Genomic DNA, 19,446 nt, shown 5'->3' on the forward strand with positions numbered 1-19,446 from the left:
AAGGTGGTGACATCATGACGCGGGTCGTCGTGGTGGGCGATCTCATGACGGACGCGGTCGCCCGCGCCAAGTTCCCTCTCGCGAGGGCGAGCGACACCCCTGCCGTGGTGACCATGCACGGTGGGGGCTCCGGCGCCAACATCGCGTCCTGGCTGGCCGTGGAGGGCTCGGAGGTGGCCTTCATCGGACGCCGCGGCGCCGACATCACCGGCCGGAACCGCGACATGGAGCTCATGGGCTACGGCGTGGACGCCCGGCTCGTGATGGATCCCGAGCGGCCCACCGGCACCTGCGTCGTCCTCGTGACGCACAAGGGCGAGCGGACCATGCTGTCCGACCCGGGCGCGAACGCCGCGCTCTCTCCCGAGGACCTGCCCCGGGACCTCTTCGCGGGCGGCAGCCACCTGCACATGTCCGGCTACACGCTGATCAACGAGGGCTCCCGCGACGCCGGCCTGGCCGCGCTTGATCTCGCCCGCCGTACCGGGATGTCGATCTCGGTCGACTGCGCGTCATCGGCGCCCGTCGAGCGCACCGGGGCGGAGCCGTTCCTCGAGTGGACCCACGGCGTCAAGCTGCTGTTCGCCAACGCCGACCAGGCGAAGGTCCTCACCGGCCGTGACGAGCCCGAATCCGCCGCCAAGGTGCTGACCGCCTGGTTCCCGCAGGTCGTGATCAAGCTGAACGACGAAGGCGCGCTCTGGTACACCAACAACCGCGCGGAGCCGGTTCGCGTGCCGGCCGAGTCCGTCGACCGGGTGGTGGACGGCACGGGTGCGGGCGACGCCTTCGCCGCGGGCTTCCTGCCCCAGTGGCTGGACGGCAAGCCGCCGACCGAGGCCCTCGCCGCGGGCAACGCGCTGGCCGCCCGGTGCATCTCCAACCTCGGCGCCCGCCCCCGTCTCTGATCCGCCCTCTCTGATCCGGCTTCCGGGACAGGCCCTCGCCCTCGGCGGGGGCCTGTCCCGTGTCCGGGCTCAGGTGACCGAGCTCAGGTGACCGAGCTCAGATGGTCGGGCTCAGGTCGTCGTGGCCAGCGCCAGGGGCAACACCGCGGGCGCGCCCGCGTGCCGGATCTGCGCAGCGGCCAGGGCCATGGTCCAACCGGTGTCGACGCGGTCGTCCACGAGGAGCACGGGCCCGCCCAGCTCGGCGATCCTGCCGCCCAGCTCGCGCGGCATCGCCAGGGTGTTCCGGATGGCGGCCACCCGCTGGGCGCTGTTGTACTGACGGCCCGGTGACCCGCTGCGGTAACCCAGCTCGCCCAGGTACGCCAGCCGCCCGATCCGCGCGATCCCCTCGCCGAGGCTCCGGACCAGTGTCGGGCGGGATGCCGAAGGGATGTTCACCACGGCGACGGGGCGCTGCTCCCAGTTCCACGACGTCAGCACCGCGACGACCGCCGAGAGCACCTCGTTCGGCACGGGGGCGTCGCCCGCCGCGAGCAGCTCCCTGAGGCGGGTGCCCCAGCCGATGTCGGTCAGCCGGCCGAGGGCGCGCCCTGAGCCGGCCGACAGGTCCGGCTTGATCCGCCCCTTGAGGTCGGCCAGCCCGGTCGGCCACTGCCGTCGCGGCTCGATCTCGATCCCCGGCCGCGTGAGGCGGGCCCGCGCGGCCTCCACGGCCTCCTGCGCGATCTCCGCGGAACGGTGGGCACCGGTGCAGTTGTCGCACCGGCCGCACGGAGTCGCGGCCTCGTCGTCCAGATGGCGGCGGAGGAACTCCTCCCGGCAGTCGGCCGTCGTGATGTAGCCGAGCATGGCGTCCTGCTCCGCCTTGCGCTCCGCCGCGACCCGCGCGTACCGGTCGGCGTCGTAGGTCCACGATTCGCCGGTCGCCTCCCAGCCGCCCTTGACCCGGCGGACCGCGCCGTCCACGTCGAGGACCTTGAGCATCATCTCCATGCGGCTGCGGCTGAGGTCGACGCGCGTCTCCAGCGCGGCGGTCGACAGGGTCTCCCCTTCGGCGAGCGCGTCCAGGGTGGTGCGGACCACCGGCTCCGGCGGGAAGGCCAGCGAGCCGAAATAGCTCCAGATCTCCTGGTCCTCGGTACCGGGCAGGAGGATCACCTCGGCCTGCTCGACGCCGCGCCCCGCCCTGCCGACCTGCTGGTAGTACGCCACCGGTGACGGCGGAGCGCCCACGTGGACGACGAACCCCAGGTCGGGCTTGTCGAACCCCATGCCGAGGGCCGAGGTGGCGACGAGCGCCTTGATCTTGTTGCCGAGCAGGTCCTCCTCGGCGGCCAGCCGCTCGGCGGGCTCGGTCTGCCCGGTGTAGGCCGCGACGGGGTGCCCCTGCTCGCGCAGGTAGGCCGCGATCTCCTGCGCGGCCGCCACGGTCAGCGTGTAGACGATCCCCGAACCGGGCAGCTCGTGGAGCGTCCGCGCCAGCCACGCGAGCCGCTGCTCGGCGCCGCGGAGCCGTACGACGCCGAGATGGAGGCTCTCGCGCTCCAGCGGCCCCCGCAGGACCAGGACGTCGCCGAGCTCGGCCTCCTCCGGATCCGCGACGACGGCCAACTGCTCGGCGACGTCACGGGTGACCCGCGCGTTGGCGGTCGCGGTGGTGGCGAGCACGGGGATGCCCGGCGGAAGCTCGGCGAGCATCGTGCGGAGCCTGCGGTAGTCGGGACGGAAGTCGTGACCCCAGTCGGAGATGCAGTGGGCCTCGTCGATCACGACGAGGCCGGCGCTCTCGGCGAGCTCGGGGAGGACCTGGTCGCGGAACTCGGGGTTGTTCAGCCGTTCGGGGCTGACCAGGAGCACGTCGACCATGCCCTCGGCGACCTGGGCGTAGGTCTTCTCCCACTCCTCCGGGTTGGCCGAGTTGATGGTGGCGGCGTGGATGCCGGCGCGCTCCGCGGCGGCGATCTGGTTGCGCATGAGCGCCAGCAGCGGCGAGATGATGACCGTCGGGCCCTCGCCCAGCTCGCGCAGCAGTGCCGTCGCGATGAAGTAGACGGCGGACTTGCCCCAGCCCGTGCGCTGGACGACCAGCGCCCTGCGGCGGTCGACGACCAGCGCCTTGATCGCCGCCCATTGGTCGTCGCGCAGGCGCGCGTCCTCACCGGCCAGCGCCCGCAGCCGCTCCTCGGCCTCTTCCCTCAGGGACTCCTCTTCGCTCACCCGGTCATTGGTACCAGGTTCAGGTGACGAACGGCCTCCGTACCCGAGCCCTTTCGAGGGACCCTCGAGGGCCATGGAGGCGAGGGGCATCCGCCAGATGGGCGAGATGTCATGGTTTGATAAGCCCTGCTATGGACGTGACCACGTGGTATCTCGAACAGCACAGCCCCGGCGACCTGCGCCCCGGCCGTCCTCTCCCCGACTCGGTCGAGGTCGTCCGCGCGGAACGCCCGAGCCCCGAGTTCAGCCGGTTCCTCTACACCTCGGTGGGCGGCGACTGGCAGTGGACCACGCGGCTGCCCTGGACCTGGCGGCAGTGGATGGACTGGCTCAGCCGTCCCGGTCTCGAGACCTGGGTCGCCTGGTCCCAGGGGACGCCCGCCGGATACGTGGAGCTCGCCGCCCAGGACGAGGGCACGGTGGAGATCACCAACTTCGGGCTCCTGCCGTTCGCCATCGGGCGGGGCCTCGGCGGGCACCTGCTGGCGACCGGCACGGCCCGCGCCTGGGACCTCGCCGACCGCTGGCCCGGCCGTGAGAAGACGCGCCGCGTCTGGGTGCACACCTGCTCACTGGACGGCCCGGCGGCCCTGGCCAACTACCAGGCCCGCGGCTTCCAGATCTACGACACCAGGCTCAACGTGCCCGGCGACGAGGACGAGGGCGTGACGCCCGGTCCGTGGCCGGGGGCCGGCCCCCGCGACTGACGCCGTACCGCCCCCGTCGACGCCCGGCGGGCGAACCCCGCCGGGCTCCCGCTGAAACAATGCGCCCTCCGTCGGCGTCCCCATCCGTGACGCATCTGTCCGGAACACCACGGAGCAACGCATGGACGCCTTCGACGCCGAGCAGTGGGCCGACCTCGACAGCGACGGGACCGAGGACACCCTGCTCGTCGACAACAACGGCGACGGAATCGCCGATCAGCAGTTCACGGACGGCAACAGCGACGGCATCGCCGACTCCGAGAGGTACGACCTCGACGCGGACGGCGTGGCCGACGTGGAGTACACCGACGCCGACTACGACGGGACGGCCGACGAGGAGCTGTTCGACGTCGACAGCGACGGTGTGGCCGACATCCAGTTGGTCTCCGCCGACTACTCGGACACCTCGGATATTTCCGATTCCTCCGGCTCTTCTGGTTCCGACGACTCGGAGGAAGCGGACGAGGACGAGGACAGCAGCGGCGACTCGGACGACTCGGCGGACTACGACGACTCAGACGAGTCTGACGAGTCTGACGAGTCTTCGGACGACTCCGGCTCCGACTACGACTCCTCGGACTCCGAGGACTACACGGATTCCTCGGGCTCGTCGGATTCCTCGGGCTCGTCGGACTCCTCGGACCTCTCGGACGCGGCGACCCTCACCCCGGTCGACGACTCGTCTGACTCCGCCGCGGCCGACTCCGCTCCCCTGTTCCCCGAGACGGCGACCGCCTACGTCCCGCCGGTGAGCGGCAGCATGGGCGGCTTCCTCGACAACCTCAACGCGCAGATGGCCGATGCCGGAACCGTCTACAAGTCGGCTCTCGACCCGAGCTCGGTCTCCTCCGACGAGCTGTCCGCGGCCGAGGAGCGGATCGACAACACGGCGCGGAACTCGGCCGTGCTCGAGGGCTACACCTACCAGGACCAGGTCTACAACGACGTGATCCAGCACGACCGCGAGGTCCAGTGGTCGAACCAGGCGCACGAGGCGGAGACCGACGCCTGGATCGAGGCCGACCGCGCCGAGTCGGCCGAGTAAGGCCCGGGAGAGTCGCCTCCGGCCAGGACGGCCGGCTCGACAGGAGGAGAAGGGCATGAACCCCACTCGACCCGGTCACCGGCACCGGCGAGGCCCCCGGGCGGCGGCGCCCGCGTCCCCGGCGATCAGGCTCCGGCACCTCGCGGGACCCGGCCTGCTGCTGGTCATGGTCGTCCTCGCCGGATGCGGAGCGGGGGGGCAGGACGCGGCACCGGCCGCCCGCCCGGACCCGCCCGTCGCCACCGCTCCCGCGGCGGCGGAGCAGGCCGGCGCTCCGGCGGACGACGCGGGCGCAGCGGGCCGGTCCGCGCAAGGCGGCTCGGCAGCCACAACTCAGACGACACAAGAGGACCCGGCAGTTGCGGGGCAGGCACCGCGAGACGACCCGGCGGCGGCGGGGCAGGCGACGCAGGCCGCCGGGACCCTCCGCCCGATCGCTCCCCTCACCGCAGGCGAAGCGGTCGCCCCGGTCAATCCTCCCCAGACGACGTCCGATCCCCGGGTGACGGTCAAACCCAAAACGACCGACAAGCCCAAGCAGGGAGCCGGCGGCGGGAGCCCCACTCCGAAGTCGTCCAAGAGCCCCGGGGCCGGCGGAGGGCAGGGCCCGTCCGGTAAGAGCCCGGCCCCGCAGAAGAGCCCGACCCCGCGCACGAGCGCGACCCCCGCGGACAAGAAGACGACCCCCGCGACGGTCCCGCCCACCACCGCTGTGCCGGTTACGCACAGCGGCTCCTCGGGTGGCTGGCTGCTGGGCGGGCTCGCCCTCGTCCTGGTCGTCGGCGGCGTGGCGGCGGGCGCGGTGTTCGTCGCACGCGGGCGCCGGGCGCCGCAGATGGAGGCATGGCCCCCAGGAGTGCCCACCATGCAGCCCTCCCACCCCGGAGGACCGGCCGCTCGAATCGGCGGCTTCCCCGCGGCCGCGCCTGTGGGGACGGCCACGCCTCCGTGGACGGCCTCGGGCGGCGGGCTCGGTCATCTCACGGCGGCTCTGCGGGAGGTCGCAGCCGGTGGCGTGAGCGACGCCCTGGCACAGCAGATCGACCGGCTGCTCGCCTCCGAGCCCGGCCGGGACGCTCTCGTGGACGCCTGCATCCGGTTCAGGGACCAGCTCGGCGAGCGGCAACCCCTCCTGGCGGACCGCCTGCTGGACGCCCTGGGTTCCGCCGGAGTGCGGGAGATCGGCGCCGACGGGCAGTCGTTCGACGGGCGGGTGCACGAAGCGGTCGACGTCGTCCCGACAGCCGACCCCCGTCTCCAGGACGTCGTCGCGGCCACGGAACGCCCCGGATACGTCGACGGCGACCGCGTCGTGCGCGTGCCGAGGGTGAGCGTCTACCGGCTGGAGCGCTGACGTGCCCGGCTCACGGCCGCCCGAGTGTCTCCCGCAGCGCCTTGCGCGCCCGGAAGATCCAGACCCGCACGGTGTTGAGCGGGACCTGGAGCGCGGCCGCCGTCTGCTCGTAGGTGAGCCCGCCCGCCCACAGCAGCAGGGCCTCCTTGTGCGACGCGGGCAGCGTGGCCAGCGCGCGGCGCAGGTCGACCAGGCCCGCCACGGTCTCGTCGAAGCCGCTCTCCACGTCCACGGGCTCCACCTCGGGGAACAGCAGGTCCTCCCGCGCCGCCCTGACCCGCCGCGCCACCGATCGGGCGGAGTTGCGCGCGATCACCATGACCCAGGCGGCGAACGGCGCCCGGCCCTCGAACCGGCCGAGGTTGCGCCACACGGCGATCTGGGTCTCCTGGAGCGCGTCGAGCGCGTCCGCCCGGTTGTCCGTGAGGTGCAGGCACAGACCGAACGCCCTGCGCTCCACGGGGGCCCACAGACGCCGGAAGGCCTCCGCGTCTCCGGCGCGCGCGGCCCCGAGAAGGATGTTCTCGTCGTCGCCGACTGTGGGGGCGGACATGCTCCGACGACCTCCCCGGGTCCGGGAATCTGCCACGATGAGATCACGTGGAACGCCGCATCGGCAGGGGATGGGCGGGCATGATATTCGACCGTAATCACGATCTCGACGGTGCGGAACTAATGGAGTTCCAGCGTCTGCTTTACGACCCGGTCCTTTCTCCGACCGAAGAAGAAAGCGCCGCAATGTTCTACGAAACCGTCAATTCGCCCGACGACAGTCATTCCGATCTCGGCGCATATGATCCTTTCATTCCGGACCCCGCCGATTCCGCTCATTGGGACCCCGGCACGGAGTTCTCCCCCGACGATCCGGCCGGGTGGCACGACCACCACCATCACCTCCACGACGGCTACACCGGGGACGGGGACGGATGACGCCAGACCCCTGCGACCGGCTCGCAGAGCTGTGCGACGCAACGATCGCCAAGCTGGCCGACCCTGGTCTGCGCGAGAAGGTCGCCCAGGTGCGGTCCCGGCTCGACGCGCCGCTGAAGGTCGCGGTGGCCGGCTCGGTGAGCAGCGGAAAGTCCACCCTGGTGAACGCACTGCTGGGCCATCCCGTCGCCCTGGTCGCCCCCGGCGAGTGCACCCCGTTCGTCACGCAGTACGAGTACGGCGACGACCACGGCAGGATCGAGGCCGAGCTCGGCGACGGCCGCGTCGTGGTGTCACGGCTGGAGCCTGACGACCGGCTCCCCGCCGACCTCGGCGCGCCCGTGGACGAGATCGTCCGCGCCCGGGTCCTGCTCTCCACGGAGGCGCTGCGCGCGGTCACGGTCGTGGACACGCCGGGGATGAACACCCTCACCGCGGGGAACGAGCGGGCGGCACGCCGGATGTTGTTCGGCACGGCCGAGGACGACGACCGGGCGCAGGCGCTGATCTACGTCCTGCGTTACGTGCAGCGGTTCGACGACGACATCCTCACCGAGTTCAGGAACCTGACCGAGGCGTGCGGCATGACGTCCGTCAACACACTCGCCGTACTGAGCCAGATCGACAGGCGGGGCGACGAGGACGATCCGTGGCCGACCGCCAGGAGGCTGGCCGCGCGGGCGTACGCGGACCTGCGCACGGCGGTGTACGACGTCGTCCCGGTGATCGGGCTGCTCGCGGAGACCGCGCGCACGCCCGTCGTCGGCCGGCAGGAGATCGAGGCGCTCGACGCGCTGGCCACGCTCGACGAGCACCTGCTCGGCTACCTCCTGCTCGACCTCGGCGACTTCGCCGGCTCGCCCCACTCCCCCGTCCCCACCGACGTCGGACGCCGTCTGGTCCGGCGGCTTCATCGGTACGGCATCCGCACCGCCGTGTCGGCGCTCAGGAGCGGGCAGGCGGCGGACCCGGAGTCGCTCGGCCGCGTGCTGCTCGAACGCTCCGGTTTCGGGACGGGCACTCCCCCGCCGAGAGGGACGGTCGCCGCGGGGATCACGCACTTCGCCCGCAGGGCGGGTCAGCTCAAAGCCCTGGCCGGGATCAACCAGCTCCGCAGGCTGGCCCGCTCGACGGCGTTCGGCTCGGACCGCACGACGCTCGACGCGCTGGCGGCCGAGCTCGACGAGACCCGGCCGATCGCGGCGGGGCTCGCCGGGTTGCGGATCTTCGCCGCGGTGGAGGCGATGAGCCGCGGCCGGCTCGTGCTCGACGAGCGGGCCCAGGCGGAGTTGTTGCGGCTGGCCCGCTCGGACGACCCCGCCGAGCAGCTGGGACTGCCTCCTGGCGCCTCCCCGCGGGAGGTGTCGGAGGCGGCCCGTACGGCGTCCGCCCGCTGGCGGGGACTCGCGACGATGGCCGAGGGCCGGGTGGGCGGCCAGCGGGCCCATGACGTGCTGCGGGTCCTGGAGGATCTGGCGTCGGCCCCGGCCGCGGACGCGCCCGCCCCGGCCCTACCCCCCGCCGACCTGCCCGCCGTCCGCGTGGACGGCGACGCCGTACGGCTGCTGCGCGCGTCGCCGCTGATCACACCGGAGGACCGGTCGGCGCTCGACCGACTCCTGAAGGGGGACGACGGCGCCGCCCAGGTGGGCGCACCGCCGGGTGCGGCCTCCACGGACGTCGCCGCCCTGGCCGCCGCGCTGAGCGCACGGTTCCGATCGCTCCTGCACCGCCCGCTGCCGCTGCGGACGCGGCGGGCCGCGGAGACCGCCTGCGACACCTTCGCCGCCATCGCGCTCGCGTGCGCGCCCGCCCGGGAGGACCGCGGACATGCCGACCGCCGCTGAAACCGTCACCCAGGTGCTGCGGCTGGCCAACGAGGTGAACACGCTGGCCAGGCAGCACGGCCGTGAGGACCTTTCGGAGATCCTCTCCAGGGTCGCCGCGCGCTGGAAGGAGGACGAGACGACCATCGTGGTCGCCGGCGCGCAAAAGCGCGGAAAGAGCCGGCTGATCAACTCCATGCTCGGCCGGCCGGGACTGCTTCCCGTCGACGCCGACGTGGCGACCAACTGCTGCCTGGCCCTGCGGCACGGACCGGCGCTGACCGCCGTCGTGACCGACCAGGTCGACGGGAGCTTCCCGATCGACCCCGGCCGGCTGTCCGACTACGCGTCGATGGCCGGCGACCCGGCACGGCGGCGCGACGTGGTGAGCGTGGACGTCACGATGGACCATCCGCTGCTTCAGGGCGTGCGACTGCTCGACACCCCCGGCGTCGACAGCCTCACCGTGGGGCATCGCCAGGTGACGGTGGCGACGCTCCAGCGCGCCGACGCGCTGCTGTTCACGCTCAGCGCCCAGGACCAGCCCGTGCTCCGGCACGAGCTGGAGTTCCTCGCCGAGGCCGCGACACGCGTGCAAGCGGTCGCGTTCGTCCTCACCAAGGTGGAGGACAGCGCGAACTGGCAGAGCCTCCTCGCGGAGAACCGGGCCCGCCTGGCGGCCTTCGCCGCCGAGCGGGACACGCGGGGAGAGCCCGGCGACCAGGTGCGGCACCTGCTCGGCGCGCCCTGGCTGCCCGTCAGCGCGAAGCTCTACGAGGCGTCGGCGGCCCTGCGGTCCATCGGCGACGCCGAGCGCGCGGAGGAGTTGCGCCTCCGCAGCGGGATGGCGGCGCTGGAGGACTACATCCGCGGCTGCGCGGGCGCGCGCGAGCTCGCCAGGAGCGCCACCGTGCTCTCGGCCGCGACCTCGGTCCTGACGGCGCTCGCCGCCGTCGCCCAGGACCGGGTCGCCGCCGGCTCCGGCGACGGGGCCGAACCGGCCAACCGGCTCGCCGACGTCGAGAAGGCCCTGGCCGAGCTCGCCACGACCGCCCGCGAGCGGCGCAGGCTCGGCGCGGGCAACCAGTTCCTCGGGCAGGAGGTCGCCGGGCTCGTCCGGGCGCGTCTGGCCGAGATCCGCCGGCCGTACGAGGAGGCGATCGGCGAGCTGGACTCGAGGGCGAAGATCGACCGCTACCTGGAGCAGCTTCCGGACAGCGTGGAACGCTCCCTGCAGGCCGCCTGGGACGAGATCCTCGACGAGGCGCACACGATGACCACGCAGGCGCTCAACGAGTTCCTCGCGTCACTGGGCCTCGCCCCCGCCGAGATGGATCTCGCCCGGGTGGCGATGCCCGCCGTACGGTCGCGCGACCTGCGCATCGAACCGTCCGCGCCGGCGCGGTTCGACTTCCTCCGCGAAGGGGTGCCCGCCGCCTCGATGGCGGCCTCGATCGGGCTCATGCTCGCGCATCTGACGCCTGTCGGGTTCGTGGTCGGCCCGGTGCTGGCGGCGGCGGTGATCGCCCGGCGCCGCGGGTGGGACGACGTGCAGCGCAACCAGGCCTCGCTGCGGCGCCTGCTGGCCGAACAGTTCGCGCAGGCCTCCGGCGACCTCGCGCTCGCCCTGCAACGAGAGGTGGCGGGCTGGCGGACGGCCGTCGAGCAGACGGCCGACGAGGCGCTGGCCAAGCAGCGCCGCGAACTGGAGACGCGCCGGGCCGAGCTCAGGTCGATGGTGGGCGAGGATCCGGCGGGCCGCGACCGGGCCCGCGCGTCGGGCAGCACGCGCCTCGAGACGATCACGGCGCTCAGCGGCCGGGCGGTGACGTTGCGCGCGGAGATCGCGGCCGCCGTCAACGCGATGAACAGGCCGTCGGTCTAGAAGCCGGTCGCGTACGCCCGCGCGCCTTCCACGGCGGTCATACGGCGATGCGCACCAGCCCGGCCGCGGGAGGGCGGCTCACGCCGGGCGGGGTGCCGGGCAGGTGCAGGCACATCAGGCCGTACGGGACCTTCGCCACCGGCTCGATCCATCCGGGGGCGCGGAACACCTCCTTGGCACCCGAGGGCGTGACGTGCAGGATGCGCGAGGTGCCCTCCTCCCCCGACACCGCCATCCAGAGCGAGTCCCCGTCGGAGATGACCCGGGGGCGCTCAAGCGGCGCCCGGGAGGTCAGGTGCCCGAGCAGGCACGCCCGATCCTCCTGCGCGAGCACGCGCGCGCTCGCGGTCGTCGCGTCGAAGTGCAGCACCGACCAGCCTCGCGCCGGGACGACCGTGTCCATCCCGACGGCGTACATCTCGGTGCCGGCCGGGAACCACCGCAGGGCCCCGGCCCGCTGCCGCGGCACGATCACCTGGGGCGGTTCCGGTGCGGCGTCGATCTCCAGCCCGGCGTTGGTGGAGATGAACCACTTGCCGTCGTGCAGGACGACCTGCTGGAGCCAGTTGGGCGACCGGCGCTCGATCCGGCTGATCTTGCCGCCGGGCTCCACCACGCAGAGCACCTGCCTGGGGACGAAGTTCTGGTGAGCGCCGCCGAAGACGCCCTTCTTCGACTTGAACTGGCCGAGCACCACGACGCACCCCGACGACCCGACGGCGAGCGCGGCCTCGCCGCCCGTCGGGCTGTCCTGGTCGAGCAGCCTCCGCTGGCTGTTGTCCTCGTTCACGAACCACTGGGCGGTGTTGCCCAGCGGCACGGGAGGCGCCTCCTGCGAGAAGAACCCGCCCAGGCTCACCTCGATGACCGAAAGCGACCCGGTCTCCCCCCAGGGCAGGCCGATCGCGTTGTTCACCAGCGTGGGACGCCTGGGCTGGAAGAAGGCCCATCCGGCTCCGTCGCGGGCCAGCACCCGCGGTTCACTGCCGAGCGGGAGCAACTGGCCCGAGCGGATCGTGAGCTCCGGCGTCAGCGTCCGGAGCCGTACGCCGTCGGGAGCCCGGTCGGCGACCACGACGCCCTCGCTCGACACGGCCCAGTCCAGGACCTCGCCGAACTGCAACTCGCGGTCCGCCCGCCCCGCGGTGAGGTCGATGCGCCGCAACACGTGGCGGCCGGCCTCGCCCGCGCAGAGGGCGTAGACGCCCGCCGTGCTCGCCGCGACGTCGAAGACGCCGTCCATGACGGGGACGATGTGGTTCTCGTGGTCGGACTTCAGCTTCCACGCGAGGCGGGCGGCGCCCAGAGCCACGACGATCTTGGGGTCGTCCGAGGTGTGGACGAGATCTCCGTGACGTTCGCGCAGGGTGGAGTGGACGAGCGGCATCCGGCTCGCGCCGCCCGTCATGAAGATCCCGGCGAGGTCGGCCGGCGTCACCTTGGCACGTTCCAGGGTCTCGTCGAGCAGGTCGGCCGTCCGCGTGACGTCGGCCTTCACCAGACCCTCCAGGTCGTCCTTGGTGATGGTGACGTCCACGTCAGCGCCGGCGATGTACTGGCTCGCGGTGCCGTACGCCGACAAGGTCTCCTTGGCGATCCGCGCCTCCTCCAGGAGGTCGGCCGCGGCGGCCAGGAACCGCCGGTCGGGGTTGCCGGTCACGTCGGCGAAGAACTCGGGCCGCGTCCGCTCCAGTTGTTCGCCGAAGAAGCCGTAGACCTGCTCGTCGAAGACCTCTCCGCCGATGGCGTCGTCGCCGCCCGGCTCGCCGATGACCTTGAAGTCGTCGCCGTCGGCGGCCAGGACCGCGGCGTCGAACGTCCCGCCGCCGAGGTCGTAGACGGCGACCCGCTTCCCGCCGTTCACCCGGTGGGTGGACGCGTAGTGGAGGGCCGCGGCCACGGGTTCCTCGACCAGGACGATCCGCGCGTCGGGCACGACGGCCTCGCCCGCGCCCCTGAGGATCTCCCTGCGGTCGTCGCGCCAGGCGACGGGGCAGGTCAGCACGACGCACGACGGCATGGACCCGTTGAAGCGCACCCGGCCCTCGTTCACGAACAGGCCGAGAAGGGCGGCCAGCGCGTCCCCGACGTCGACGGGCACCCCGCCGAGGAGCATCGTCTTCTTGCCGACGTACCGCTTCGGGTTGCGCTCCACCCGCTCCGGGTAGCGGGCCATCGACCGCTGCGCCACCCGTCCGGCGACCAGCACGCCCTGTTCATTGAGCAGAATTGTGGACGGAATCCGTTTTTCTCCGCCGATTTCAAGAATTTCTATACGGTCATCCGTCGCAATCGCCCCAGCGGAGAAACTCGTACCTAGATCGACTCCCAGGCACCACAAAGCCATTCGAGGCTCCCCCACCCATATCGCTCGAGCACTGATGTGGATGGTCGCCCTTTTCCCCAAGGTTGGCAATGAATGTTGCTGAAATGATGTCCCGAGCACGGAATGCGAGATCTGACCCCACGGGACGTGCGTGACCCCCCGGCGACGCCGCCTCCCGCCGGCAAGGGCCCCGGCACGAGCCGCACCAAATCGGGCGGGAACCATGGCCGAGTCGCGACCACGCCTGGACATCGGCACAATGTTCGATATGGCCCGACGGACGACCACACCCACCCCGGACGAGGAGTTCGAGGAGCGGATCGTCGACATCGACGTATCCGCCGAGATGCGCGCGAGCTACCTGGAGTACGCCTACTCGGTCATCTACCAGCGTGCGCTCCCCGACGCGAGGGACGGGCTCAAGCCCGTCCAGCGCCGCATCCTCTACTCGATGAGCGAACTCGGCCTGCGTCCGGACCGCGGCCACGTCAAGTCCTCCCGCGTCGTCGGCGAGGTCATGGGCAAGTTCCACCCTCACGGCGACGGCGCCATCTACGACGCCCTCGTGCGCATGGCGCAGCCGTTCTCGATGCGGCTGCCGCTGATCGACGGGCACGGCAACTTCGGCTCGCCCGACGACTCCCCCGCCGCGATGCGGTACACCGAGGCCAGGCTGGCCCCGGCCGCCATGCTGATGGTCCAGTCGATCGACGAGGAGACCGTCGACTTCCGGCCCAACTACGACGGCCAGGAGACCGAGCCCTCGGTGATGCCGTCGGCGTTCCCCAACCTCCTGGTCAACGGCACCACGGGCATCGCGGTCGGCATGGCGACCAACATGGCGCCCCACAACCTCGGCGAGGTCGTGGCGGCGGCCCGGCACCTGATCAAGAACCCGGGCGCGACGCTCGACGAGCTGATGCGCTTCATCCCGGGGCCCGACCTGCCGACCGGCGGCTCGATCATCGGGCTGCAGGGCGTCCGGGACGCCTACGAGAGCGGCCGCGGCACCTTCCGCATGCGGGCCAGGGCCACGGTCGAGAACGTGACGCCGCGCCGCAAGGGCATCGTCGTCACCGAGCTTCCGTACAACGTCGGCCCGGAGCGGGTGGTCACCAAGATCAAGGAGCTGGTGACCGCCAAGAAGCTGACCGGGATCGCCGACCTCAAGGACCTCACCGACCGCCACAAGGGCCTGCAGCTGGTCATCGAGGTCAAGAACGGCTTCAACCCCGAGGCCATCCTCGACGAGCTCTACCGGCTCACGCCGATGGAGGAGACCTTCGGCATCAACAACGTCGCGCTCGTCGAGGGCCAGCCGAGGACGCTGGGGCTGCGCGAGCTCCTGTCGGTCTACGTCGAGCACCGCATCGACGTCGTTCGCAGGCGGTCGGCGTTCCGCCGCCGCAAGCGGGAGGAGCGCCTCCACCTGGTCGACGGCCTCATCATCGCGCTGCTCAACATCGACGAGGTCATCCGGGTGATCCGCACCTCCGACGACTCGTCCCAGGCGCGGGCGCGGCTGATCGAGACCTTCTCGCTGAGCGAGATCCAGGCCAACTACATCCTCGACACCCCGCTGCGCCGCCTCACCCGCTACGACAAGCTGGAGCTCGACCGCGAGAAGGAGACCCTCCAGTCCGAGATCGACGAGCTGACCGCGATCCTCTCCTCGGAGGACCGGCTGCGCTCCGTCGTCTCGGGCGAGCTGGCCGAGGTGGCGAAGACCTACTCCACTCCCCGCCGGACCGTGCTGCTGGAGTCGTCCAACGTCGTGCGGACCGCCGCCGTGCCGCTGGAGGTGGCCGACGACCCCTGCCTCGTGCTGCTGTCGTCGACCGGGCTCCTCGCGCGTACGGCCGACGCGTCCCCCCTCGGGGGCGAGGGTGAGCGGACGCAGCACGACGTCCTGGTCTCCATCGTCCGCGCGACGATCCGCGGCGAGGTGGGAGCCGTCACGTCCGAGGGACGCATGATCCGGGTGTCCGTGGTGGACCTTCCCACGCTGCCTCCGTCGGCGAACCCGCCCTCCCTGGCGGGCGGGCATCCCGTCTCCGAGTACGTCACGCTCGAGCCGGGCGAACACGTCGTCGGGCTCGGCGGCATCGACGTGGAGGGCCCAGGCCTCGCGATCGGGACGGCGCAGGGCGTGGTGAAGCGGGTCGTGCCCGACTATCCCAACCGCGACGAATTCGAGGTCATCGGCCTTCGCGAGGGCGACACCGTGGTGGGCGCCGTCGAGCTGACGTCGGCCGACCACGACCTCGTGTTCATCACCTCAGACGCCCAGTTGCTGCGTTTCTCGGCGTCCCATGTGCGTCCGCAGGGCCGTCCGGCGGGCGGCATGGCGGGCATCCGCCTGGAGGACGACGCGAAGGTCATCTGGTTCGGGTCGGTCGACCCGTCGCAGGAGGCGCGGGTCGTGACGATCGCGGGGTCCTCGACGGCTCTCGCCGGCACCCAGACGGGCGCGGGCAAGATGTCGGATTACGCGGACTTCCCGGCCAAGGGCCGCGCGACCGGAGGCGTCCGCGCCCAGCGGTTCCTGAAGGGCGAGGACACGCTCCTGCTCGCCTGGGCGGGCCCCGCGCCGGCCAAGGCCGTCTCCTCGGCGGGCAAGCCCGTCCCCCTGCCCGGGGAACTCGGCCGCCGGGACGGCTCGGGCGTGCGACTGCTGCACGGAGTCGCGGCCGTCGGCGGCGCGCTCGGCGCCGGAATCGACGACGCGGGTTCAGTGGGCGCCGACGGCGCGGACAGCGCCGGTTCGCCCTCGGACGGTGCGCCGGACGGCCAGGCGGAGGCAACGCCGGCCTTCTGACCCGACGCCGGCCTTCTGCCCTGACGTCGATCTTCTGAGCGGCGCCGATCTTCCAGGTCGGCGCCGTCAGTCGTCGACGCAGAGGCAGAACGGGTGACCCGCGGGGTCGAGGAAGACGGTGAACCCGCCGTCGACGCCGGGCTGGTGCGCGTGCTTGACCGCCCCGAGCGCCAGCACCTCGGTCTCCGCCTCGGCCAGATCGTCGACGGTCACATCGAGGTGGAACTGCTGGGGGTGCTCCGGGTCCGGGCAGTCCAGCACGATCGACCGCATCCGTGCGATCCCGCTCATTCGCCTACCTCCTTCGGCTCACCGGTCGGAAACCCTACATCCGCGTTCCGTACGGAGGCGGGCGCGTGAGTTCTCAGATCTCGTCCCGGCTCCGGGTCGACAGGCCGTACGACTCGGCCACCGGATTCCACAGGTCGACGAAGGCGTCCTTCGCGTCGCCGGCGTCCTCGGAGTAGGAGACGCCTTCGTCGTAGGACGAGTAGTCGGTGATGCTGCCGCCGCAGCCGTCGTCCTGATACGACCAGCCCGCGTCGTGGAACGCCTCGTCCGCGGAGGCGGAGGCCTCCAGGAACTCGACCAGGTACCCCTGCAGCGACTCTCCGTCGTCGAGCGCGTCGACCTCCAGGTCCCGCGCGGTGCTCGCCTGGCTGTCACGGTCCTCGCCGATGCTCGACACGGTGGAGAGCGCGCTGTCCATGTCCCGGCAGGCCGACAGGTCGCTGATGGCGGAGGACAGCCCGGAGCGCGAGGAGGCGCTCTCGTCGAGGAGGTCGTCGATCGCCTCGGCCTGTTCCTGCCCGTAGCCGTACTCCGGAGTGGGAGACGGGTCCACCACGGACAGGCCCTCGGGCGAGGGGGATTCGTACGGGGTCGGAGAGTACGAATCGGACGGCGAGTCGGACGGCGAGGCCGGCGGACTGGACGAATATCCGGGCGAAGGACTCGCCGACGAGTCCGAGGACGGCCCGCTGTTGGCCGCCGCTATGCCGACGAGAACCGCGATGACGGCCACTCCCGCAACGACGGACAACACGAGCGGGAGCCTGCGCCGCTGCGGCGCGGCGGTGGCCGGGGCGAACGCCGGCGGGGCGGCTGACCCGGACAGGAAGTCGGACACGGGAGGCAGCCGGGCGGATGACGGCTGTGTCGGCTCCGCCTGGGGGTACGGCGGAAGCCGGGCGCCGGGCAGGGTCTGGGAGTCTTCCTCCAGCCGGGCCCTGGCCAGGATCGCCGCGCCGCGCGCGACCGCCTCCGTGTCGTCCGGCGACGGGCCCGGGCCGAGGGCGGCGACGGCGGCCTCGGAGGTCTCGACGCGGATCTTGGCCCGGTCGAATCCGGCGGCGACGGCGGACTCGACCATCTGAACGCGCCGCTGCCCCTCCCACGACGCCGGCAGCGCGATCACCACCATCGCCGGCGTGCCCGGGACCCGCGCCTGGGCGCGGACCCGCAGGAGGCCGAGGACGCGGGCGGGGATCTCGCTCCCGATCGGCTCGGGATCGCCGATGCCGGTGTTGCCGCCGGGGCCTTCGCCGATCACGAGGGCCGCGTGCGTGGCGCCGAACTCGATTCCGTAAACGAGATCCGTCACGACTCTCCCTGAGGCTCGGTGCGCGGTGGTCGAACGAGCCGGACCCTCGTATATCGGTGTGCTCCGTCCGGCTGCTACAGGCCGATTCGGCATCCGTCACCCCGATCACCGGGACCCCACTAAACGAATGAAATGGACATGAGAGAACATCAGTCCCATGACCGGTGCTTTCGATGACCTCCTGGCCGCCAACGAGAAGTACGCGAGCACGTTCTCGCAAGGCGATCTGACCGGGCGTGCCGCGCGCGGGCTCGCCGTCGTGACGTGCATGGACTCGCGGATCGACCCGCTCGGGCTGCTCGGGCTACGCGCGGGAGACGCCAAGATCCTGCGCAACGCGGGCGCCCGCGTCACGGACGACGTGCTCCGCACGCTCGTGCTCGCGGTCTACCTGCTCGGCGTCGACCGCGTCCTGGTCATGCCGCACACCGACTGCCGGATGTCGAAGTCGACCGACGACGAGGTCCACCAACTGATCTCCGCCGAGTACGGCATCGACACCCGGAGCCTGGAATTCCAGACCGTTCGTGACCAGGAGGAGACCCTCCGGCACGACATCACGCGCATCATGACCAGCCCGTTCCTGCCCAGGACCCTCACCGTCGGCGGCGCGCTCTACGACGTCCGCACCGGCGCGCTGCGACTGGTCGAGACCCCGCACCCATAACCGTTCCGCACGGCGTCAGGGGGCCGTGAAGAAGCTGGAACCCCGGCTTCGGCTGCTACGTTCTCCTGCTGAGTGGATCACCTCCCCGTGGTCCGCCGGCCCCCCGACCCGTCGAAGGAACCGCCGATGTCCCCCACATCCGTCCGCACGGCGACCGGCGGCCGCCGGTCCTTCCGCGCAATCGCCATCCTGATCGTGGTCGCGCTCATCGTCGTCGCGGTGCCGACGGTGATCGGAGCGTTCAACGGCTTCGAGCGCACCAGCGGCGGCGAGGTGGCCGTCGTCCGCAACGGCGGACTGCTCGACGACAACAAGGTCCGCCAGGTCATCGACCCCGCCTCCGGCGTCACCTGGGTCGGATGGTGGTCGCAACTCCACCGGTATCCGGCGCAGCAGCGCTTCTACACGATCACCTCGGTCGGCCGGGGTGAGCGTTCCGGCGTCGACGTTGTCACCGTGCCGAGCAGTGACGGCGTCAACATGGGCATCGAGGGCACGGTGTACTTCGCGCTCAACCTCGACCACGCGGCGCTCAAGGCGTTCGACGACAAGTTCGGCACCCGGACGTACCGCAGCGTGGCCGGCGGCACCTACTACCCGTGGGACGGCGATGCGGGCTGGTCGGCCTTCCTCGACCAGATGGTCCGCCCGGTGATCGACAACGACCTGCGGACGGAGGTCAACAACTTCCGCTGCGCCGAACTCGTGTCGTCCTGCACGCTCGTGCAGAACAACACCGATCCGCAGAGCGGCCTGCCGCAGCAGGGCAACAACGCGAACATCGCGAAGATCCAGGAAGCGGTGAACACGAGCCTCGCCGAGGACTTCAAGTCGACGCTGGGCGGGGAGTTCCTGACCGACATCCACTTCAACCTCTCCCGCGTCACCCTGCCGCCCGAGGTCCAGGCGGCGGTCGACAAGGCGCAGGCCGCCTTCGCGCAGGTCAGCGAGGCCCAGGCCAAGGTCGCCTCGGCCCGCGCCGAGGCGGACGCCAACAAGGCGCGCCAGGACGGCTACAACAGGTGCCCCACGTGTGCTGAGATCGAGAAGCTCAAGGCGCTTCCGCAGGGCATCACGGTGTACGCGCCGGGCAACACCGGCGGCGTCGCGCTGCCCACCAAGTGACGCGCTGAACTCGCGGGGAAGGAGGCAAGACC

The 19,446-nt window shown here is 71.8% G+C and carries 15 protein-coding genes; 10 read left to right on the forward strand and 5 right to left on the reverse strand.

All coding sequences use genetic code 11. The features are described 5' to 3' along the window. Positions 1-14 precede the first annotated feature (14 nt). Positions 15-908 (forward strand): carbohydrate kinase family protein, encoded by an 894-nt coding sequence (locus Pph01_RS21435; protein WP_204074914.1) that lies wholly within the window; start codon positions 15-17, stop codon positions 906-908. Positions 909-1,019: 111 nt separating this feature from the next. On the opposite strand, the gene Pph01_RS21440 is transcribed toward Pph01_RS21435, so the two are convergent. Then, the gene (locus tag Pph01_RS21440; RefSeq protein ID WP_204075080.1) at positions 1,020-3,203 is read right to left on the reverse strand and encodes a RecQ family ATP-dependent DNA helicase; all 2,184 of its coding nucleotides are present in this window, start codon (positions 3,201-3,203) and stop codon (positions 1,020-1,022) included. A 56-nt stretch (positions 3,204-3,259) separates the two neighbouring features. Between Pph01_RS21440 and Pph01_RS21445 the strand changes: the two genes are divergently transcribed. From Pph01_RS21445 to grpE, 3 genes are all read left to right on the forward strand, one after another. Continuing rightward, positions 3,260-3,835: a GNAT family N-acetyltransferase gene (locus Pph01_RS21445; RefSeq protein WP_204074915.1), complete on the forward strand. Its 576-nt coding sequence runs from the start codon at positions 3,260-3,262 to the stop codon at positions 3,833-3,835. Between the two features lie 121 nt (positions 3,836-3,956). Further along, positions 3,957-4,880: a hypothetical protein gene (locus Pph01_RS21450; protein WP_204074916.1), complete on the forward strand. Its 924-nt coding sequence runs from the start codon at positions 3,957-3,959 to the stop codon at positions 4,878-4,880. A gap of 55 nt (positions 4,881-4,935) precedes the next feature. Then, the gene (gene grpE / locus Pph01_RS21455) at positions 4,936-6,234 is read left to right on the forward strand and encodes a nucleotide exchange factor GrpE (protein WP_204074917.1); all 1,299 of its coding nucleotides are present in this window, start codon (positions 4,936-4,938) and stop codon (positions 6,232-6,234) included. Between the two features lie 10 nt (positions 6,235-6,244). Here the strand turns inward: grpE and Pph01_RS21460 are convergent, their stop codons facing one another. Next, positions 6,245-6,787, reverse strand: a complete 543-nt coding sequence (locus tag Pph01_RS21460; RefSeq protein ID WP_204074918.1) for an RNA polymerase sigma factor — start codon at positions 6,785-6,787, stop codon at positions 6,245-6,247. A gap of 47 nt (positions 6,788-6,834) precedes the next feature. Between Pph01_RS21460 and Pph01_RS21465 the strand changes: the two genes are divergently transcribed. From Pph01_RS21465 to Pph01_RS21475, 3 genes are read left to right on the forward strand one after another with little or no spacing between them, the layout of a single operon-like run. Beyond that, positions 6,835-7,164, forward strand: coding sequence for a hypothetical protein (locus Pph01_RS21465; protein WP_204074919.1), 330 nt, complete (start codon positions 6,835-6,837; stop codon positions 7,162-7,164). Continuing rightward, entirely contained in the window at positions 7,161-9,011 is a 1,851-nt protein-coding gene (locus Pph01_RS21470) for a dynamin family protein (protein ID WP_204074920.1), read from the forward strand. The genes Pph01_RS21465 and Pph01_RS21470 overlap by 4 nt, the downstream gene beginning before the upstream one ends. Next, entirely contained in the window at positions 8,995-10,875 is a 1,881-nt protein-coding gene (locus Pph01_RS21475) for a dynamin family protein (protein WP_204074921.1), read from the forward strand. The genes Pph01_RS21470 and Pph01_RS21475 overlap by 17 nt, the downstream gene beginning before the upstream one ends. A gap of 37 nt (positions 10,876-10,912) precedes the next feature. Here the strand turns inward: Pph01_RS21475 and Pph01_RS21480 are convergent, their stop codons facing one another. Beyond that, complete coding sequence (locus Pph01_RS21480) at positions 10,913-13,084, reverse strand: Hsp70 family protein (RefSeq protein ID WP_204074922.1); 2,172 nt, start codon at positions 13,082-13,084, stop codon at positions 10,913-10,915. 385 nt (positions 13,085-13,469) lie between these two features. Between Pph01_RS21480 and Pph01_RS21485 the strand changes: the two genes are divergently transcribed. After that, positions 13,470-16,019: a DNA gyrase/topoisomerase IV subunit A gene (locus Pph01_RS21485; RefSeq protein WP_204074923.1), complete on the forward strand. Its 2,550-nt coding sequence runs from the start codon at positions 13,470-13,472 to the stop codon at positions 16,017-16,019. 66 nt (positions 16,020-16,085) lie between these two features. Here Pph01_RS21485 and Pph01_RS21490 read toward each other — a convergent pair whose 3' ends face one another. After that, positions 16,086-16,310 carry a VOC family protein gene (locus Pph01_RS21490; protein ID WP_204074924.1) on the reverse strand — a complete coding sequence of 75 codons (225 nt, stop codon included), beginning with the start codon at positions 16,308-16,310 and terminating at the stop codon, positions 16,086-16,088. Positions 16,311-16,383: 73 nt separating this feature from the next. Further along, complete coding sequence (locus tag Pph01_RS21495; protein WP_204074925.1) at positions 16,384-17,622, reverse strand: hypothetical protein; 1,239 nt, start codon at positions 17,620-17,622, stop codon at positions 16,384-16,386. Between the two features lie 157 nt (positions 17,623-17,779). Between Pph01_RS21495 and Pph01_RS21500 the strand changes: the two genes are divergently transcribed. After that, positions 17,780-18,289, forward strand: a complete 510-nt coding sequence (locus Pph01_RS21500) for a beta-class carbonic anhydrase (protein WP_204074926.1) — start codon at positions 17,780-17,782, stop codon at positions 18,287-18,289. Between the two features lie 126 nt (positions 18,290-18,415). Next, positions 18,416-19,414, forward strand: coding sequence for an SPFH domain-containing protein (locus Pph01_RS21505; RefSeq protein ID WP_204074927.1), 999 nt, complete (start codon positions 18,416-18,418; stop codon positions 19,412-19,414). Positions 19,415-19,446 lie beyond the last annotated feature (32 nt).

The sequence above is a fragment of the Planotetraspora phitsanulokensis genome (assembly GCF_016863295.1).
GTDB lineage: Bacteria > Actinomycetota > Actinomycetes > Streptosporangiales > Streptosporangiaceae > Planotetraspora > Planotetraspora phitsanulokensis.

Coding starts and splice junctions, on each gene's coding strand:
- Pph01_RS21435 (WP_204074914.1), top strand. CDS start 15: ATGACGCGGGTCGTCGTGGTGGGCGATCTCATGACGGACGCGGTCGCC.
- Pph01_RS21440 (WP_204075080.1), bottom strand. CDS start 3,203: ATGGCCCTCGAGGGTCCCTCGAAAGGGCTCGGGTACGGAGGCCGTTCG.
- Pph01_RS21445 (WP_204074915.1), top strand. CDS start 3,260: ATGGACGTGACCACGTGGTATCTCGAACAGCACAGCCCCGGCGACCTG.
- Pph01_RS21450 (WP_204074916.1), top strand. CDS start 3,957: ATGGACGCCTTCGACGCCGAGCAGTGGGCCGACCTCGACAGCGACGGG.
- grpE (WP_204074917.1), top strand. CDS start 4,936: ATGAACCCCACTCGACCCGGTCACCGGCACCGGCGAGGCCCCCGGGCG.
- Pph01_RS21460 (WP_204074918.1), bottom strand. CDS start 6,787: ATGTCCGCCCCCACAGTCGGCGACGACGAGAACATCCTTCTCGGGGCC.
- Pph01_RS21470 (WP_204074920.1), top strand. CDS start 7,161: ATGACGCCAGACCCCTGCGACCGGCTCGCAGAGCTGTGCGACGCAACG.
- Pph01_RS21475 (WP_204074921.1), top strand. CDS start 8,995: ATGCCGACCGCCGCTGAAACCGTCACCCAGGTGCTGCGGCTGGCCAAC.
- Pph01_RS21485 (WP_204074923.1), top strand. CDS start 13,470: ATGGCCCGACGGACGACCACACCCACCCCGGACGAGGAGTTCGAGGAG.
- Pph01_RS21490 (WP_204074924.1), bottom strand. CDS start 16,310: ATGAGCGGGATCGCACGGATGCGGTCGATCGTGCTGGACTGCCCGGAC.
- Pph01_RS21500 (WP_204074926.1), top strand. CDS start 17,780: ATGACCGGTGCTTTCGATGACCTCCTGGCCGCCAACGAGAAGTACGCG.
- Pph01_RS21505 (WP_204074927.1), top strand. CDS start 18,416: ATGTCCCCCACATCCGTCCGCACGGCGACCGGCGGCCGCCGGTCCTTC.